Here is a 16,387-nt window from a genome sequence, read left to right on the forward strand (position 1 = left end):
TAAAGAACTCAACCCTTACTAAAATAAAAAAATGCCACTGCAAAATTCCATGTATTATTGTGGTTTCAATACCAATCAATAAGAATGAAATTAAGATGACCTAGAATGAGAGTAACACAGAATCACTTAATGGAAAATACCTTTCTTATACAGGGACTTGATCAAAAGTAGGTTAGATAAGTACAATTACATCATTTATTCCACCGATTTTGGACAAGTTTCCCGTAATAAAGCCTGCATAAATTCTATCAAATACCCAAAAGTGAATGCTATTAGGTTATGACTTACAACACAAGAGATACATTCTTCTGATACACTTGTCCAACTGGTGTTAATTCACAGTTAATGGGTAATCGTCGAACAATAAAAAAATAAAAGTGATTTTTTTGAATTTGGATAACAATTTCTTCATTACTATAACAATATTCTTTTTTTATAAGCAAGTAATCATACTCTATAGATAAAGATTCTTAGACATTATCTTTTTTTATTAAAGCAGTTTTTTTGGCATACTTCTCTTCAATTCATATTAAGAAATACGTTTTTGATCTAGCAATTTTCTGAATTCATCCTAAAATCCATCGATTGTTCAAAATCTTGGCATCCAATTTTTATATAATTTTTGTAGTCTATACATAATTTGATTACTCCAAAACCAACAATAGCGTAATGTTTTCATCACAATACTTATAAAATGACTTAATATAGTAAAAAAGAAGCTGCTAATAGCGATAAATCAACTTTCTTTAGTTAGCACTAATCAGAATTAATACTGACTTAACAATTATACAAGCAGTAACACTTAATGCCACATAGTAACCTGCTATAGGTGATAAAATATTTCTTCGATTTATTTTTGAAAAATTGAATAAAACTGCCATCATAAAAATAACATACGTGAAAAAATAAGTTCGATTACCTGAAGCCCATAGTGTAGGAGAAAAGCCGAGTATCATTCTTATGAATAAACCAACCAACAACATAATTAAACTAATTATAAATTGCTGCATATTAGTGCACGTTACATAAATAGATAATATATATAATATTGAGACAATAGTTACAATTAATGTCAGTGACAAATGCCAGTCTCCGTCTGACAAGTTATAATTCTTAGTTATCTTTTCAATGATAGATTGATTAAAAAAATAAATAACCATTGGTAAACAAGATAGGATTGTATGAAACCAATTACGAAAACGGCTCAATCCCAAGGCAGTTATACTCAAGGAAAAAAATGCAATAAAAGGATCGAGATTGTAATATAAATGCATCAATGTTGTTGTATAGCCTAAATAAATTTTATAAAGTAGAGTATACTCAGGAAAACCCGGTAAAAAAGTTCTTGTTTCAACAATTGTTCGAGCTTCATTTCCGGGACAAGTCAAGATATAAATTAAACTTAAAATACTGACCCCCAAAAATGAGGCAACCAGACCAGTTTTTTTATTTGATTTCCATAATACAAACAAACAACTACTGAAAATAAGAATGAGCAAAATAACCATCTGTTCTTGATTATTTGCATACAGACTCAACATCAAGCTGAAAAAAATCATTTTCTTAGAAACATATTGATCTCTAATATATCGTATGGTTGGATATACCGAAACTAGTCCACATGCCATAACCCAGAGATAATTAGTAGTTGTTGCTACCCATCCAGTCTCTCTGATAATACCAATCGGAATCAATAAAAACAAAAGGAAATTTAAAGTAATGTCAAATGCAGTAGGATTTTTTTTTACGATGAATGCTGGTAAAACGGATACTGTAGTCATTGCTATAGCATTTACAATTCTCCATAGCATTATATGTTGCACAAAAAATGTTAAAAAATATTCTATTATGGATCTTGAGGTCCATTCCTGATATCTGAATTTAAAAAAAGACAAGTAGTTACCATTATAATTTAGTTTAAAGTCTTTTAAAAATATTGCATCATCTGAAGTATTCATATTTTTAATATTTAAATTTATGAATATATATATACAAAAAATACACATAATTACTATTGTATTAATATATTTAAGGTTATTCTTTTCCATTTAAGCATCCTTTCACTGGAAATATTTTCGTTCAGTTTGTTGATTAAATTAGAAACCAAATAGAACGAAAATATTAGCCAGAACATTTTTTGATTTTTTAGAAATTAAATCTGAAAGTATTCGATAAAATTGGTATCACTCAAACTAAACTAATTCTTAACCTGAATAATTCACAGTACCCAACAATAACCCTTGTAACCCCTTCTGCTTGAACAGTTCTTGCAAATTATTTTTTTCACACTTTGTGCGTAAGAAAAGGCACTCCTTATGGTATTGTTAAGTCGACCAAAACGTCACAATACAAGCAAGGAGTGCCCATATGTCGACTTTACAACACAAACAACTAACTTTCAATAAAAATAGTACACTTGCCAACGATGGTGGCAACATTTCTTCAGATAGCGGTCTTGTTCTGATAAAAGCATTTATGAGTCGGATTGGGTTTTCCAGCATACTTGAAGAGCAGGTGAAACTACCTGACAGCCGAAGAAACCCAGATCATACATATAACGATATCATCGAGCAGCTACTTTTCCAGCATATCGCTGGCTACTCAAAAGATGTCGCAGCGAATCGATTACGACTAGACCCCTTCTCAAAACAATTTTTTCAAATAAAAACACTCTGGCATCTCAACCAACGATTAGTCGCTTTTTCAAAGCAATCACAAAAGAAACGATTCCTCAGTTTATGCAAGTGGCCCAGTATTTGGCAGGTAGGCAGATTGTTCAAAATAACAGTCAAAACATGGTGATTGATCTTGATTCTACTCATTCGGACACGTATGGAAATCAAGAAAGCGCAGATTTCAACAGCCACTATCAGACTATCGGCTATTATCCTCTTGTCGCTTTTGATAGCTTAACCGGAATGTTTCTTGGCGCAGAATTACGCCCAGGCAACTTTTATACCTCAAGAAATGCCGAGACCTTTCTTACAAAAATTGTCACTCATTTTTTAAAACATCCTTGCAATATGAACGTGATGGTTCGTGGTGACAGTGGTTTTGCAAAACCAGAAATTTACATTTTTTGTAATGAGAAAGATATCCGTTTTGTAATTCGCCTGAAGGCGAATAGTTGTTTACGTAGCGAGGCTGAGCGATATGTCCTTTATAGTGATGAAACTGATTTCAGGACACATGAAGTACAGTATTTCTTCCTCACTTACCAAGCAGCGAGTTGGAAAAAAGCAGAACGTGTCGCAGTTAGAGTTACCCGTGATGCTGGAAGTTTTCTCTTTACAAGGTTTGAGTTTGTTCTCTCAAATTTCAGAAACGTATCGCCAGAAATGGTCTTCGCTCTCTATCAAAAACGGGGAACCATTGAAAATTTCATTAAGGAAATCAAAAATGGCTTTTATTTCGATAAGACCGATAGCTAAACTTTCACTGAAAATTCTGCACGAATGGCGTTAGCATGAATCTCCTATAATTTGATTCATCTATTTAAAAAGACGGTACTTCCAGATTCAGAAAGAAATTCAACAATCGCCACGTTACGCTTTAAGTTGATTCATATTGGCGCAAAGGTAACAGAGCACGCAAGAAGAATAGCGATTCACTTGGCCTCATCAACTGTGTATGATGAATTATTTTGGACTGTATTCCAGAGAATACAGACGTTTAAACTATTGATTTAGCAGTCTTTTTCTAAAAATGGAACGACAAACTACCGCCTAGAATCAACCCTTTTTTTAGAATACCATACGGTTTTTATTTTGTGGCACGTCATGAGAGGATTTTGATCGTTTTTCTGCTCTTTTTATTGACTCAACTGCCTATGAAGCGACGGAAAAGTATTTCATGAATAATACAGGCTTAAAAAAGTTTTTTAAAATTATAATAAAAAACAATATAAATATTTTATTACCAATTTACGTTTTTTATATTCAGTGTTATCGTTAATTCATTTACCATTATTAAATTCTACTTGATAGTCTGTTCCTTTAATAATTTTTTTATTGTAAAAATCAGATTTTTTTGCGATTTCATCGATATAATTATTTTTCCCTAACTCTTCCATTAACGTTTTTCTTGATGAATAAAGATTTGTTCCTAATCCCAAACGATTACCGTCTATTTTCGCTCCCAAAGCTGCAAGTGTTGTTGGAAACATATCTGTAGCATTAAAGATTCTATTATTAATACTATTTTCAACTTTAGTCGGAGAATTCAAAATAACATTATAAACTGTTCTTTGGTAGTTCGGATCTATATTTTCAAAAAAATCCTTATCCATCGTTGGGTGGTCACCAACTAATATAATCGTTGTATTATCATAAAAGGACTGTTCCTTGATCCAGCTGATAAAGTTATACACTTGTTCATCTGAATAATGAATAACATTGCTGTATTGGTCATTAAATAAATTAGGCGTTGATTCCGAAGCATATCCATCTTCAAAATGTGTATCGGTAGTTAGAAGAGTAAAATTAAATGGTTCATTTTTATTTGCTAGTTCTAAAATAGACTGCTTAGCAAAAGGAAAAAGTTTTTCATCTTCAACCCCCCACCAAACTGAATAACCATTTGGAATAAGACCTTGTCCTTGAATCCAATAGTAATCACGAATTTCATAGTCACCGTGTTGCATAAAATATTTATCTCTACCTCCGAATGAAGCCGGTGATCCAATATATAGCATTTGGTTGTAACCTTCTTTTTCCAGTATTTGTCCTAATGTATACGCTCCAGGCATAAATTCAGAGCCTTCCCCTCCGTAATCATTTACATCCAATGATCCACTCGTTCTTAATGGGAGTCCTGAAGTTTGTGCAAACATTGAGCTTACTGTCTGATTGGCACCAGGAATTGATATCATTCCACCTAAATTTGATGAATTTGAAAAACTGACGCCCTCTTTTAATGCTAAATTAGTTAAGTTTGGTATTAAATTATTTGATTCAGCTCCGCCATACTCTTTTGAAGAATAGCTACTCTCCATCGATTCTAAAAAAATATAAATTAGATTTCGTTTTTCACCATTAAATTGAATCAAAGTATCTTCTGGACTTACATAATATTTCTCGTAGATCTTAGTTTTGTCAAAAAAATAAGCTTTGACATCCTTATATCCCAACATATTTATACTTAAAAAAGATGTAATAATGATACCCAAAATTGTAAAAATACTTATTATAGGAATTTTAAATTCTAAAAAAATATTTCTTTGTTTACTTCTATTCTCACTAAATATAATCAACCCCATTATTACTACTAGCCAAATAGTAATAAAGCTAGCATTCAATAAGGGGCCTTTAATATAATCTGTTATTTGAACACTGCTACCGCCTTCAATAGGTTGACTTAGTGTGTACATTATCTGATCAAAATGAATATTCCCGAAATAACTCATAGTCCATTTACTACTAAAATAAAACAATGCACTGATAAATATTAAAAGGCTGTTAAATAATATATATATTATTTTTTTCCATGAGAATTTAAAAAAAACACAAAAATGAGTAAATCCCCATAGTAATAGAGCAGAAAAAAAGTAAAGAGAAAATGTAACAATTATACTTGAGTAAAAATAGGGTACCAAAAATGGATTTGGTAATATCCATGGGACAATAGACTGAAAGAAACTTAGATCGAGTTTTTTCCAAATAAACAAACTTGATATTAGTACTAATAAAAATAAAGAAACTAAAACTATTAAAAGTTTTTTTTCGCTAACTTTTCCTTTAAAAATTATAATAAAAACTGTGGAAAAAAATACAAATAATAAGAACAATATAAACCTCCCCCTTGGTTTATTAAAATAATTACTTAGTGATTACATATATTGAAAATTCATCTTCATAAATTTCCCAATAATAATTGTCAATAACAAGCATTTTTCCGGTAGTATCAAAATTTGTAAAATCATGAGGTATTAGATTTATATCAAGATTACTATAACTTTTAAAAAGCATCAAATTGGGCCAGTACAAATCTCCATTTTTAGGGATAAGTTTCTGCAGGATAGGATAATTCCTTTCCGAATTAACTACAACATTACTGTCTTTAAAAAGATATCCAATCAAAACATTTTTTCTATTCTGAGTTACAGATTTACTTAGATCATTGGTTAATTGCAGCGATTGAAATTTAAAAGAATCTAATTGATAACTAAGCAACGATGCATAACTCATTGCGAAGCTAAAAAAATAGTAAAACAAACAAAAAACAAAGACTTTACTTAATAAACTTACCCATTTTGTTTTTTCTCTTACAACTAAAATACTTATTACCGCAAACAAAGAACTTATCCCTATTCCATATCTTGGTGTAATATCAATTAATGAATCATTAAAAATGATTAAAACACCATAACTAAGCGGGATTACTAGGGATAAATACATAAATAGTACTAAAAAGTTCCATATTTTTGTATGTTTTTTATTAAAAAAAATGGTTATCACTAAGCAAAGGATGATTAACACATATAGAAATTTCCAAATATTGGCTGATTGATTAATAATAGTTGATACATATGTATATATATTTCTTACAATTACAGCACCAGCTTCATTTAAATTAGCAATTGATGTTGTTTGACCTCGGGCATTAAAATCGAGTATCAATTTTGATTCAATAAAAAATGTTAATAATCCACTTATATATGCTATCGCTGATAAAAATAGTCTATTAAAATCTTTTTTAGAAGCATTATCTTCCTGAATATTTTTAAACATCATACTTAAGGCAATTACTATAAATATTCCAGAAGATGCCTGATATGTATTTGCCATAATTAACACACATAAATAACATATGATAAAAAATATTACCTTCTTTTTTCTCCAGAAAAGGAATGGAACTATAGATGCTAACATACTAATAGCCATATAAGGACTATCAAATCTGAAACTTATTATCTGCAAAGCCCAAGGATTTATTCCCAGAATAACAGAAGCTACAACGCTCCCCCACGTCAATTTGTTTCCGATAAAGAGATAACAAAGAATTAAACTGGAAATTGCTAAAATCAGCCCAGTTAAGATATTTGTTGTTAATCCTAAATCTGTCAGATGTCTACTTCCTTGAACTAACCAAGAGGCAATCTCACTTCCCCATCGAGAATAACTAGCAGCAAAATCAGTAATACCTGTTTCTTGTCTCAAAATATCATCTATATAAGGATAATTCTGTAAACCTATATTGATACATACAATCTGATATACAACAGTAACAAAGAAAATTTTCCATTTGTTTATATCAACGAACTGTTTTATTTTTAAAACTAGATTATTTTCTAAAAAAAAACTGTGTTTCACCATAGCTCATGTCCCTTTTCCTTATCTATCTCTCTTATCAGGTAAATAGGTCTTTTTTTCACTTCTAAGTATATCTTCCCTACATATTGACCCAAAATACCTATACCTAAAAGTTGAATTCCACCAATTAATAGTATTATCGCAAGCATCGAAGTCCACCCACTTGTTTCATTGCCAAAAATAATAGTCCTAACAATTATAAAAATCATCATGATAATGGAAATTACAAATGACACAACGCCCATCCAAGCAGATATAAGCAATGGAGCATTAGAGAAGTTAATTATCCCTTCAATTGAATACTTGAATAATGACCAGAAAGACCACGATGTTTCTCCCGCTACACGTTCTTTATTCTCATAGGACAAATAGGTTGTTTTAAATCCTACCCAACTAAATAAACCTTTTGAAAAACGATTATACTCTGATAATTTCAAAATAGAATCCACCATTTGTCTTGTCATCAATCGAAAATCTCTTGCGCCATTCACCATCTCTGTCTGAGAAATCTTATTAATTAATTTATAAAATTGATTAGCAAAAAAGCTGCGTATAGCTGGTTCACCACTCCTATCCGCTCTTCTTGTTCCAACACAATCAAACGATTCGTTCATTATAAGATTGTACATTTCTGGCAATAGTTCAGGCGGATCTTGTAGATCCGCATCCATCACCGTAATCAAATCACCTGAAGAATAAACTAAGCCGGCATACAGTGCTGCTTCTTTCCCAAAATTTCTCGAAAAGTCCACATAATGAACAATATTCGGTTGAGCGCTATTTAAGGATTTTAGTACCTCTAATGTTTTATCTGTCGATCCATCATTTACAAATATATATTCTCTTTCAACATCCATAGATTGAATGACTTTTTCAGTCTCTTCAAAAAAGAAAGGCAGCGCTAATTCTTCATTATAGCAAGGTACAATTATTGATAATTTCATGTCTTTTCACCTTCTACTCCACACTCTCCAACATCATCGCTAACGCATCTTCCCAAGTCGGAATATCGAATCCAGTTGCTTTCGCCTTACTTAGATCCATGACTGAGTATTGTGGACGAGTCGCTTTTTGTGGGAATTGGTCACTAGTCACTGGTTGAACGTCAACATCGGTATCTTTCAAAATTTCTTTTGCAAATTCATACCAGGTACATGCGTTGTCATTTGATAAATGATAGATACCGTATTCGCTCTTGTTTGCAACGACGTAGGTCATAAATTCAGCTAGCGTACGTGTCCAAGTAGGTCTACCGTATTGATCATTTACAATTGTTAATTTAGGATAAGTTTGGGCCAGTTTTTGCATGGTGAAGACAAAGTTATGACCATACTTTCCAAATACCCATGAAGTACGAATAATATAATACTTACTCATCGTGTTTTGCACGGCTTGTTCACCAGCTAATTTCGTACGCCCATATTCATTTAGTGGATTCGTTTGCGCATCTGTGTCATATTCACCATTTTTTAATTTGCCATCAAACACATAATCCGTACTAATATAAACTAATGTCGCTCCAACTGCCTCGGCTGCTTTTGCCACGTTTACTGTTCCTTGGACATTTACTAGTTCATCAATCTCTTTGCCTTCGTCTTCAGCTTTATCGACTGCCGTATAAGCGGCACAATGATAAATGACGCTTGGTTGGATTTCTTTGATCTTAGCCATTGTTGCTGCTCCGTCAGTGATATCTAATTCACTTGAGTCTGTAGAGATATACTCTTGTCCTTGTTCATCCAATAAATGGCGTAATTCTGTTCCTAATTGGCCATTGCCACCTGTTAATAAAATCATCGTCTTCCTCCTATTATCCGAAAGAAAGGCAGGAAGCGTCCTGCCTTTCAACTGTATCTATACTGTCTTTTACATTTATTGCCCGTTCTTGGCATAGTTGGCTTCGACTGCTTCTTTTTCAGCTTTCCACCAGTTTTCGTTCGTTTGGTACCATTTGATGGTATCAGCTAGGCCATCATGGAAATTCGTAAATTCTGGTGTCCAACCAAGTTCTTCTCTTAATTTTGAAGAATCAATGGCATAGCGTAGGTCATGGCCGGCGCGATCTTTTACGTGATCGTAGGCATGCTTGTCTTGTCCCATAAGTTCAAGAATCAATTCCATGACTGCTTTGTTGTCTTGTTCGCCATCTGCACCAATAAGATACGTTTCTCCAATTTTTCCTTTGGTCAAAATGGTCCATACGGCAGAAGAGTGGTCGTTGGTATGAATCCAATCGCGCACATTTTTGCCATCGCCATATAATTTTGGACGAATGCCGCTTAAGACATTGGTAATTTGACGCGGAATGAATTTTTCAATATGTTGGTACGGTCCGTAATTATTAGAACAATTAGAAATCGTTGCTTGGATACCAAATGAACGAACCCATGCTCTGACCAGTAGATCTGAGCCAGCTTTTGTTGATGAATATGGACTAGATGGGTTGTACGGTGTCTTGTCCGTAAATTTCTCTCCAGGACCTTCCCCATGGCCTGGTAAGTCCTCTCTTAATGGTAAGTCACCATATACTTCGTCTGTCGATACATGGTGGTAGCGTACGTTGTATTTCCGACACGCTTCTAATAATGTATAAGTCCCTACGATGTTTGTTTGTAGGAATGGGAATGGGTCTTTTAGTGAGTTGTCATTATGCGACTCTGCGGCGTAATGCACAACCGCATCTGTGTCTTTGACCAATTGATCCACGATTTGGGCATCGGCAATGTCACCTACGACTAATCGAACGCGGTCTGCTGGTAGACCAGCTAAGTTTTCTTTATTGCCGGCATACGTTAATTTATCAAGGACAGTGACATGCACGTCTGGATGGTTGTTTACGACATAGTGAACAAAGTTTGAGCCGATAAAGCCCGCGCCACCTGTTACAATAATTTTTTTCATGTTGCTCTCCTTATATTTCTCCATAAACAAATGGATTTTCTGCTTCAAACTCTTTCAAGGTTGGGTGATGTTTGTCTTTTTCAGATAAAATAGCTTTGGACTGGTCAATTGGCCACGTAATTGCTAATTCAGGGTCATCGAAAGCAATGCCTCCATCTGCCTCTGCGTTGTAGTAGTTGTCACATTTGTATAAAAAATTGACATTTTCAGTCAAAGTGACAAACCCATGAGCGAATCCTCTCGGTACAAGGAGTTGGCGGTGATTAGAGGCAGATAGGATGTATCCTTCCCATTTGCCATAGGTTGGGCTACCTTTACGGATATCCACGATGACATCTAAGACAGCGCCAGTCACCACACGAATGAGTTTCGTTTGAGCGGCATCTCCCTTTTGAAAATGCAAGCCACGTAAAACACCTGGTTCGGTCGAAAGTGAATGGTTGTCTTGAATGAAATCAAACGCCAACCCTGCCTCTTTAAAGTCTTGATCCGAGTAACTTTCTGTAAAAAAGCCCCGATGGTCGCCAAAGACTGCGGGTTCAATTAATTTGACATCTTTTAAGTTGGTTTCAGTAATGGTTAATTTTCCCATGAGTTTCCTCCATGAACAAGGCGTAATAGATATTGGCCGTATTGGTTTTTCTTTAATGGTTGTGCCAATTCTTCTAGCTGTGCTTGATCGATATAGCCCATGCGATAGGCAATTTCTTCCAGACAAGCGACTTTTAGATTTTGGCGTTTTTCGATTGTTTCGATAAAGGTAGACGCTTCAAGTAATGACTCATGTGTCCCAGTATCTAACCAGGCAAAGCCACGACCCATGACTTCCACAGAGAGGTCTCCGCGTTCTAGGTATGCTTTATTGACATCGGTGATTTCTAATTCTCCGCGGTCAGATGGTTGGATATTTTTGGCAATGGAAACAACATCATTGTCATAGAAGTACAAGCCAGTTACGGCATAGTTTGATTTTGGTTGTGCTGGCTTTTCTTCAATTGATAAGGCATGCATTTCTTCATCAAATTCAACGACACCGAATCGTTCTGGATCATTGACGTGATACCCAAATACGGTCGCACCTTTTTCTTTTTGCGCTGCGCGTTGCAACATTTTTGATAACCCGCCGCCATAGAAAATATTGTCTCCAAGAACCAAGCAGACACTATCGTCACCGATAAACTCTTCACCTAAAATAAAGGCTTGCGCTAAGCCATCTGGACTAGGTTGTACTTTGTATTCAATATGAATACCTAATTCGTGTCCATCGCCAAATAATTCCTCAAATCGTGGTGTATCATCGGGTGTTGAGATAATCAACACTTCCTTGATTCCAGCCAACATCAAGGTCGACATTGGGTAATAAATCATTGGTTTGTCATAGATGGGCATTAATTGTTTTGACGTTGCACGAGTCAATGGGTACAAGCGTGTGCCTGAACCTCCCGCTAAGATAATTCCTTTCATACATAAGCTCCTTTACTTTTTGGCATCTCATCACTATTTTACCGATAATTGTGAATAAAAAAAACCCTTTTTTTATTTTTTCCTAGACTTTCGCCAAACATAGGCCCAAAACAAATGCCAACGCCAACGAAACTTTTGGGTAAAAGAAGCCGTTGTGGCAATTTCACTGACATTATTTGCGTGCCGGCGATAATACGTAAGTGGTTCCTTTAAAAGATACACGTTTTTGTCCGCAAGCATCCCAAGCCACATATCATGCATTGGAATGTTTGGTGGAAATGGCAAGGCTTTGTCTCGGAGTTGTGAGGTGATGGCCATCCCTGCACCTATAAATCCATTTTTTATTAACGTTTGCCATTTGCCAACTTTTACTTGTCGCAAGGCAAAATAGGAAGGATGAATGATCGTTCCTTGATCATCTACAATGGCTAAATCAGCCAGGACAATTTGGACATCTGGATGACTGTCAAATGCTGCAAGCATGCTTTTGACACGATTTGGTAGCCAATAATCATCTTGATCGGCCAAGAAAAGAATATCCCCTCGTGCTTTGCTTAGGACAAACGCGACATTGGCAATTACCCCTTTTTGGGGCCCGTCGAACAAATGAATCCGTGCATCCTGTGCTTCAAATTGCTGCAGTAACGTTCTTGTACCATCGCTTGACCCATCGTCCGAAATTAAGACTTCATCTTCAGGTTTTAACTGCTGGAGGATACTGGTCAATTGTTGATCTAGAAAACGCTCGCCATTGTAAGTCGTCATACAAACTGAAATCATTTCCTCTTCCTCCGCAAATTTTGATAACTTTTCCATGTGGCACGCCAAATCGAACGATTGCCAACTGATAAAAACTGTTTAATTGTTCGCCGCTGCAATTGCTGCAAATGACGTTGCTTCTTTTCTATCTCCACTTCTGTATAATAGCGTGCCTCGGCTGCTAAAATCGATTGATAACGTTCCACGGTCATGGTTTGATAATGAAGAACAGAAAGGTCATGTTCTAAACAAATAGGGAGTACCTCTATCTTTTTGTGATGAACATGCACTTGATAAAACAACCAATGATCCAAAAAATCTAGCGGAAATTCCAACGAAAAACCACCTATTTTTTCTAAAAAATTGACTCGCCAAACACTCGCTGAATTGATTGCCATTACCCGACGATTGGTTACCCCAATTGGAGGGCAATGCCAATTGCGATCAATGTAGGCATCGGCTAATAACGGAGAAATTTGTTTTTGGTTGGCAAACATTTGCGGTACCCGACAAACAACTTCGTCTAAAGGTTGTTTGTCTGTAAGGATAGCCGCCAGATAGTCCTCTGTAAGCGTGGTATCTTGATCAAGTAAAACCAACCACTCATGATGATGCTTGCTGGCTTCTGCCAGTGCCAGGTTATACGCTGGCGCTAGTCCTGGATTTTCGGGATACTGTTGATAAGTAATGTTGGCTTCGCCGACTATTGGGACGTCCTGCATTTCAGGGCCATTGTCAATAATTAGTAAATGATTTCCTGGATATTCTCGTAAAAAGGTACTCAGTAGTTTGTTACTGGCCACAGCTGGCCATGTTTGGCGATACAAAACGAGAACAAATTGTAAACTGGGTTTGCTCAATAGAATTTCCACCCCCATTTTCTAAAAAATTGCGCCATTGAACGCAGAAAAACCAAAAATAACTTGCCACTGCGATGGGCTCCCTTGCCATAAAGATGGGTAACCGTAGCGAACGGTGTATAGACGATTTTGTACCCAGCTTGCTCAAATCGCAAACACAAGTCATTGTCTTCAAAATACATGAAGAATTGCTCATCAAATCCGTTAATCTCTTGAAATGCCGCTAAGTTTATCGCCATAAAACAACCAGATCCCATGCGGATAAGTGAATAGCTGTGATCAGATAGATTGCGACACTCATAATCTGCCAAACGCTGATCAAATCTTTTTTTGATAAATTGAAACGGAATAAATCGTAAGGCGTAATCAAAAACAGTCAACTTGTGGCGGACTAAAAATTGCGTCGTACCATCTTCATTTAGCACTTTTGGTGAAACAACAGCCGTTTTACAAGAAAGCGGATTGTTATAAACAAGATTGGCTAGCTCATCTAATGTCTGCCTATCAACTAAAATGTCCGGGTTACAAATCATAGCAGTTGTCCCTTTTACGTTTCGCAACACTTGATTATGTCCATAGCCGAAACCCCGATTTTCGGATGATTGGATGACTTTGACGAAAGAATAGGTTTTTATTCGTTCAACATAGGCTTGTTCGGATGCATTATCAAAAATAACCACTTGATAAGCAGCATCTGGTAAAAAGGAAGCAAATTGATCCAGCGTGCGAAAGATATCTTTGCTGTTATGTGTCACAATTGATATGATTATTGGTTCCATGGGGTCAATCCTTATCTTTAATTTGTCTTCTACATTCTGGTATTATACCATATTGCCCCTCTGTTCTTTTTAAAAAACGGGAAAAGAAGAAAAATTTGCAAAAACATAAGAAAAGAGTAGCGGGTCATTCTCCTAAAGATCACTTTCACGAGAATGGGGCTACTCTTCTTCCTAGTTGTCTAACTAAAGAAATAATGCTCAGTTAACGATTTTTTGATATCAAAAATCTCTGCTTCAACAAGCGGGGTTTCAGATGCAATGGGCTTGTCAACAAGTTCGCAGTGCTCCACTTCAAAATAAATTTTGTCCGCTGTCACCTTTTGAACTTTTCCTCTGATTGCACGGTGAAATCCTTTTGGTTTCACTTCATAACGCTCACCTATTTGAATCTCTTGAATATCTTTTACCATCTAAGCATCCCTCTTTTTTGTTTTGTCTTCTTATTAGTTTTAACATGTATTGAATAAATAGACAAGTCAATTTTGTAAAAAAAACAACATTTTCTTCTTTAAACCCCAAATAGAAGAAAATGTTGTTGGAAATTATGAACGAACCACAACTGCAAATTTTCGTTCGTCGTAAATGGCTTGGAATTTCGTTAATGGAAGCCAATAGGTACCACTTATTGGATCTGACACATGAACTTGTTGGGTGGTTCGATCAAAACCATCGAGCGTAACAGCATGGTTGTTGTTGGCCGCTCTACCGAATGACCATTTGGCCCATCGTAATGGTTCAAAATCAATGGAGACCCAAGCAATCACGGGATTTCCTTTACCGACTTGGTCCAATAACTCATTTACGGAACAGCCTGAAATATCGCTCACTTCCCCATATGTTTGTCCCCACTTTGCTAATGGCCCCGGATAAATAGCCGTGTAGGTCCAATCGTTTTCTTCAAAAGGGCTCCCAACAAATCCCGTCTCCGGGCTTCCATTTGTTGTTTGGGGTATTTCTCTTAGAAAGGAAACTAAATCCATATTGGTTAGCTTTCCTTTAAATTGCAAAGCCTGTAGTAAGGATGCCCCTTCACAGCCAGTTGGTGCACCAAGCGCGTATTGATCGTAGTTTGTAACATTTAATACTTGGCGCATGTTTCCATCATTCTCACTAAAAATCTGTGCACTTGCCATTTACACGCCTCTTTTCCAAACCATCTAACACAATTAATAACTACTAAATAATTAGATACGTTTTTTTACATTTGCAAGTTATTTTTACGACAATAATTCGTCCCATTTTCAAAGTTATGATAAACCATTGCTGATATCTCAGATTATTTATAAACAAAATTCAAAACAAAGACTCATCCGTAGTTCTCTATGAAATTTTGGTTAACAATGTAAAAAGAATCAGTGTTCCAATAAATAATAAGTTGCTTTTAAATGTCGTTAAATACAATGACTCTTATTAAAATCATGGAAAGAATCTAACCATAATGACCTTAAGTCTAGAACCTTATTTTCTAGATAAAATATGCACACATCAAAATAAAGGTATCCAATTAAAATGACTTTTTACATGATTTATATTACCTTTATTGAATTTGAACGAAGCTATTGCAATTTTCCAATTATATTTAATTGTGAAAAAACATCAGAATACCACAAGAATAGCTATCTTTGAGTATAATAGCAAATAATTTATTAACTTTTATAGCAACTTTTCTACATTCTTCCAAATAATTTTTTTACGGTATGAATCGTTTGATGTTTTACTGGATTGGGATAATAAATAAATGTCCCAATTTTTTGAACAATGTGTCCATTAAAATGCTTTTTAAAATTTAAAATTCCATCTGTACCGTCGAAATTACCAGAAATTCCATAGAAATTGTAAGTAGCAATTTCTTTTTTTATACTTCTCTTCATGGCTTCATTCTGAATAAGGTATGGAGAATATAATTTTCGATATTTATCATTCGTCCCCGAAATAAAATACGTAGTTTCAAATTTATTATATATAATAATTGCACTTGATAATATTGTTTTTTCCTTTTTTTCATCTTTTATCATCTGCTCAATTTCAGATAATCTCTTTTTGTGTGAAGCTATTTGATTTTCATATTCTTTGCGTTTTTTTTCTTTTTTTAATGAAGTACTAGCGCTAATTTTTAATTCTAACTCTTTGATTTTTTCAATCAACTCATTTCTATATACAGAAAAATCAATTTCTGCAACTAAGAAATCCGCTTTTTCACCAAAGTATTTATAAAATAATTGATAATACTCCAATTCTTTATCATGAAAATTATGGAGTTGCGCAGAAGAACTAGTCAAGCTTTTAAAACTGTCTAATTCATTATATTCTAGAT

The 16,387-nt window shown here is 34.9% G+C and carries 14 protein-coding genes and 1 pseudogene; 1 reads left to right on the forward strand and 14 read right to left on the reverse strand.

Annotated features, from left to right (window positions below; translation table 11 throughout):
• Positions 1-746: 746 nt before the first annotated feature.
• Complete coding sequence (locus NE257_RS05155) at positions 747-2,048, reverse strand: DUF6056 family protein (RefSeq protein ID WP_251851704.1); 1,302 nt, start codon at positions 2,046-2,048, stop codon at positions 747-749.
• 319 nt (positions 2,049-2,367) lie between these two features.
• Here NE257_RS05155 and NE257_RS05160 point away from each other — a divergent pair.
• A pseudogene (locus NE257_RS05160) lies at positions 2,368-3,689 on the forward strand (IS1380 family transposase).
• Positions 3,690-3,955: 266 nt separating this feature from the next.
• On the opposite strand, the gene NE257_RS05165 reads toward NE257_RS05160, so the two are convergent.
• The 13 genes from NE257_RS05165 to NE257_RS05225 form a co-directional block, all read right to left on the reverse strand.
• Positions 3,956-5,785: an LTA synthase family protein gene (locus tag NE257_RS05165; protein WP_251851706.1), complete on the reverse strand. Its 1,830-nt coding sequence runs from the start codon at positions 5,783-5,785 to the stop codon at positions 3,956-3,958.
• A 31-nt stretch (positions 5,786-5,816) separates the two neighbouring features.
• Complete coding sequence (locus tag NE257_RS05170) at positions 5,817-7,313, reverse strand: glucosyltransferase domain-containing protein (protein ID WP_251851707.1); 1,497 nt, start codon at positions 7,311-7,313, stop codon at positions 5,817-5,819.
• Positions 7,307-8,254, reverse strand: a complete 948-nt coding sequence (locus NE257_RS05175; RefSeq protein ID WP_251851708.1) for a glycosyltransferase family 2 protein — start codon at positions 8,252-8,254, stop codon at positions 7,307-7,309. The genes NE257_RS05170 and NE257_RS05175 overlap by 7 nt, the downstream gene beginning before the upstream one ends.
• Positions 8,255-8,267: 13 nt before the next feature.
• Positions 8,268-9,107: a dTDP-4-dehydrorhamnose reductase gene (rfbD, locus tag NE257_RS05180; protein ID WP_251885944.1), complete on the reverse strand. Its 840-nt coding sequence runs from the start codon at positions 9,105-9,107 to the stop codon at positions 8,268-8,270.
• Positions 9,108-9,182: 75 nt separating this feature from the next.
• Entirely contained in the window at positions 9,183-10,211 is a 1,029-nt protein-coding gene (rfbB, locus tag NE257_RS05185) for a dTDP-glucose 4,6-dehydratase (RefSeq protein ID WP_251885945.1), read from the reverse strand.
• Positions 10,212-10,221: 10 nt separating this feature from the next.
• On the reverse strand, positions 10,222-10,803 hold the full coding sequence (gene rfbC, locus NE257_RS05190) for a dTDP-4-dehydrorhamnose 3,5-epimerase (protein ID WP_251885946.1): 582 nt from the start codon (positions 10,801-10,803) through the stop codon (positions 10,222-10,224).
• Positions 10,791-11,675, reverse strand: coding sequence for a glucose-1-phosphate thymidylyltransferase RfbA (rfbA, locus tag NE257_RS05195; RefSeq protein ID WP_251885947.1), 885 nt, complete (start codon positions 11,673-11,675; stop codon positions 10,791-10,793). The genes rfbC and rfbA overlap by 13 nt, the downstream gene beginning before the upstream one ends.
• A 72-nt stretch (positions 11,676-11,747) precedes the next feature.
• Positions 11,748-12,455 carry a glycosyltransferase family 2 protein gene (locus NE257_RS05200; RefSeq protein WP_251885948.1) on the reverse strand — a complete coding sequence of 236 codons (708 nt, stop codon included), beginning with the start codon at positions 12,453-12,455 and terminating at the stop codon, positions 11,748-11,750.
• Positions 12,452-13,294, reverse strand: coding sequence for a glycosyltransferase (locus NE257_RS05205; RefSeq protein ID WP_251885949.1), 843 nt, complete (start codon positions 13,292-13,294; stop codon positions 12,452-12,454). Before NE257_RS05205 ends, NE257_RS05200 begins: the two co-directional genes overlap by 4 nt.
• A complete protein-coding gene (locus NE257_RS05210; protein WP_251851714.1) occupies positions 13,291-14,073 on the reverse strand; it encodes a glycosyltransferase family 2 protein in 783 nt (260 codons plus the stop codon). The genes NE257_RS05205 and NE257_RS05210 overlap by 4 nt, the downstream gene beginning before the upstream one ends.
• Positions 14,074-14,252: 179 nt before the next feature.
• Entirely contained in the window at positions 14,253-14,483 is a 231-nt protein-coding gene (locus NE257_RS05215; RefSeq protein WP_007208111.1) for a hypothetical protein, read from the reverse strand.
• Positions 14,484-14,615: 132 nt separating this feature from the next.
• Entirely contained in the window at positions 14,616-15,206 is a 591-nt protein-coding gene (locus tag NE257_RS05220) for a C39 family peptidase (RefSeq protein WP_338127545.1), read from the reverse strand.
• Between the two features lie 534 nt (positions 15,207-15,740).
• A partial coding sequence (locus NE257_RS05225) for a peptidoglycan bridge formation glycyltransferase FemA/FemB family protein (RefSeq protein WP_251885950.1) occupies positions 15,741-16,387 on the reverse strand: 647 nt, incomplete at its 5' end.

Source organism: Enterococcus italicus (assembly GCF_023743875.1).
Taxonomy (GTDB): Bacteria; Bacillota; Bacilli; order Lactobacillales; family Enterococcaceae; genus Enterococcus_G; species Enterococcus_G italicus.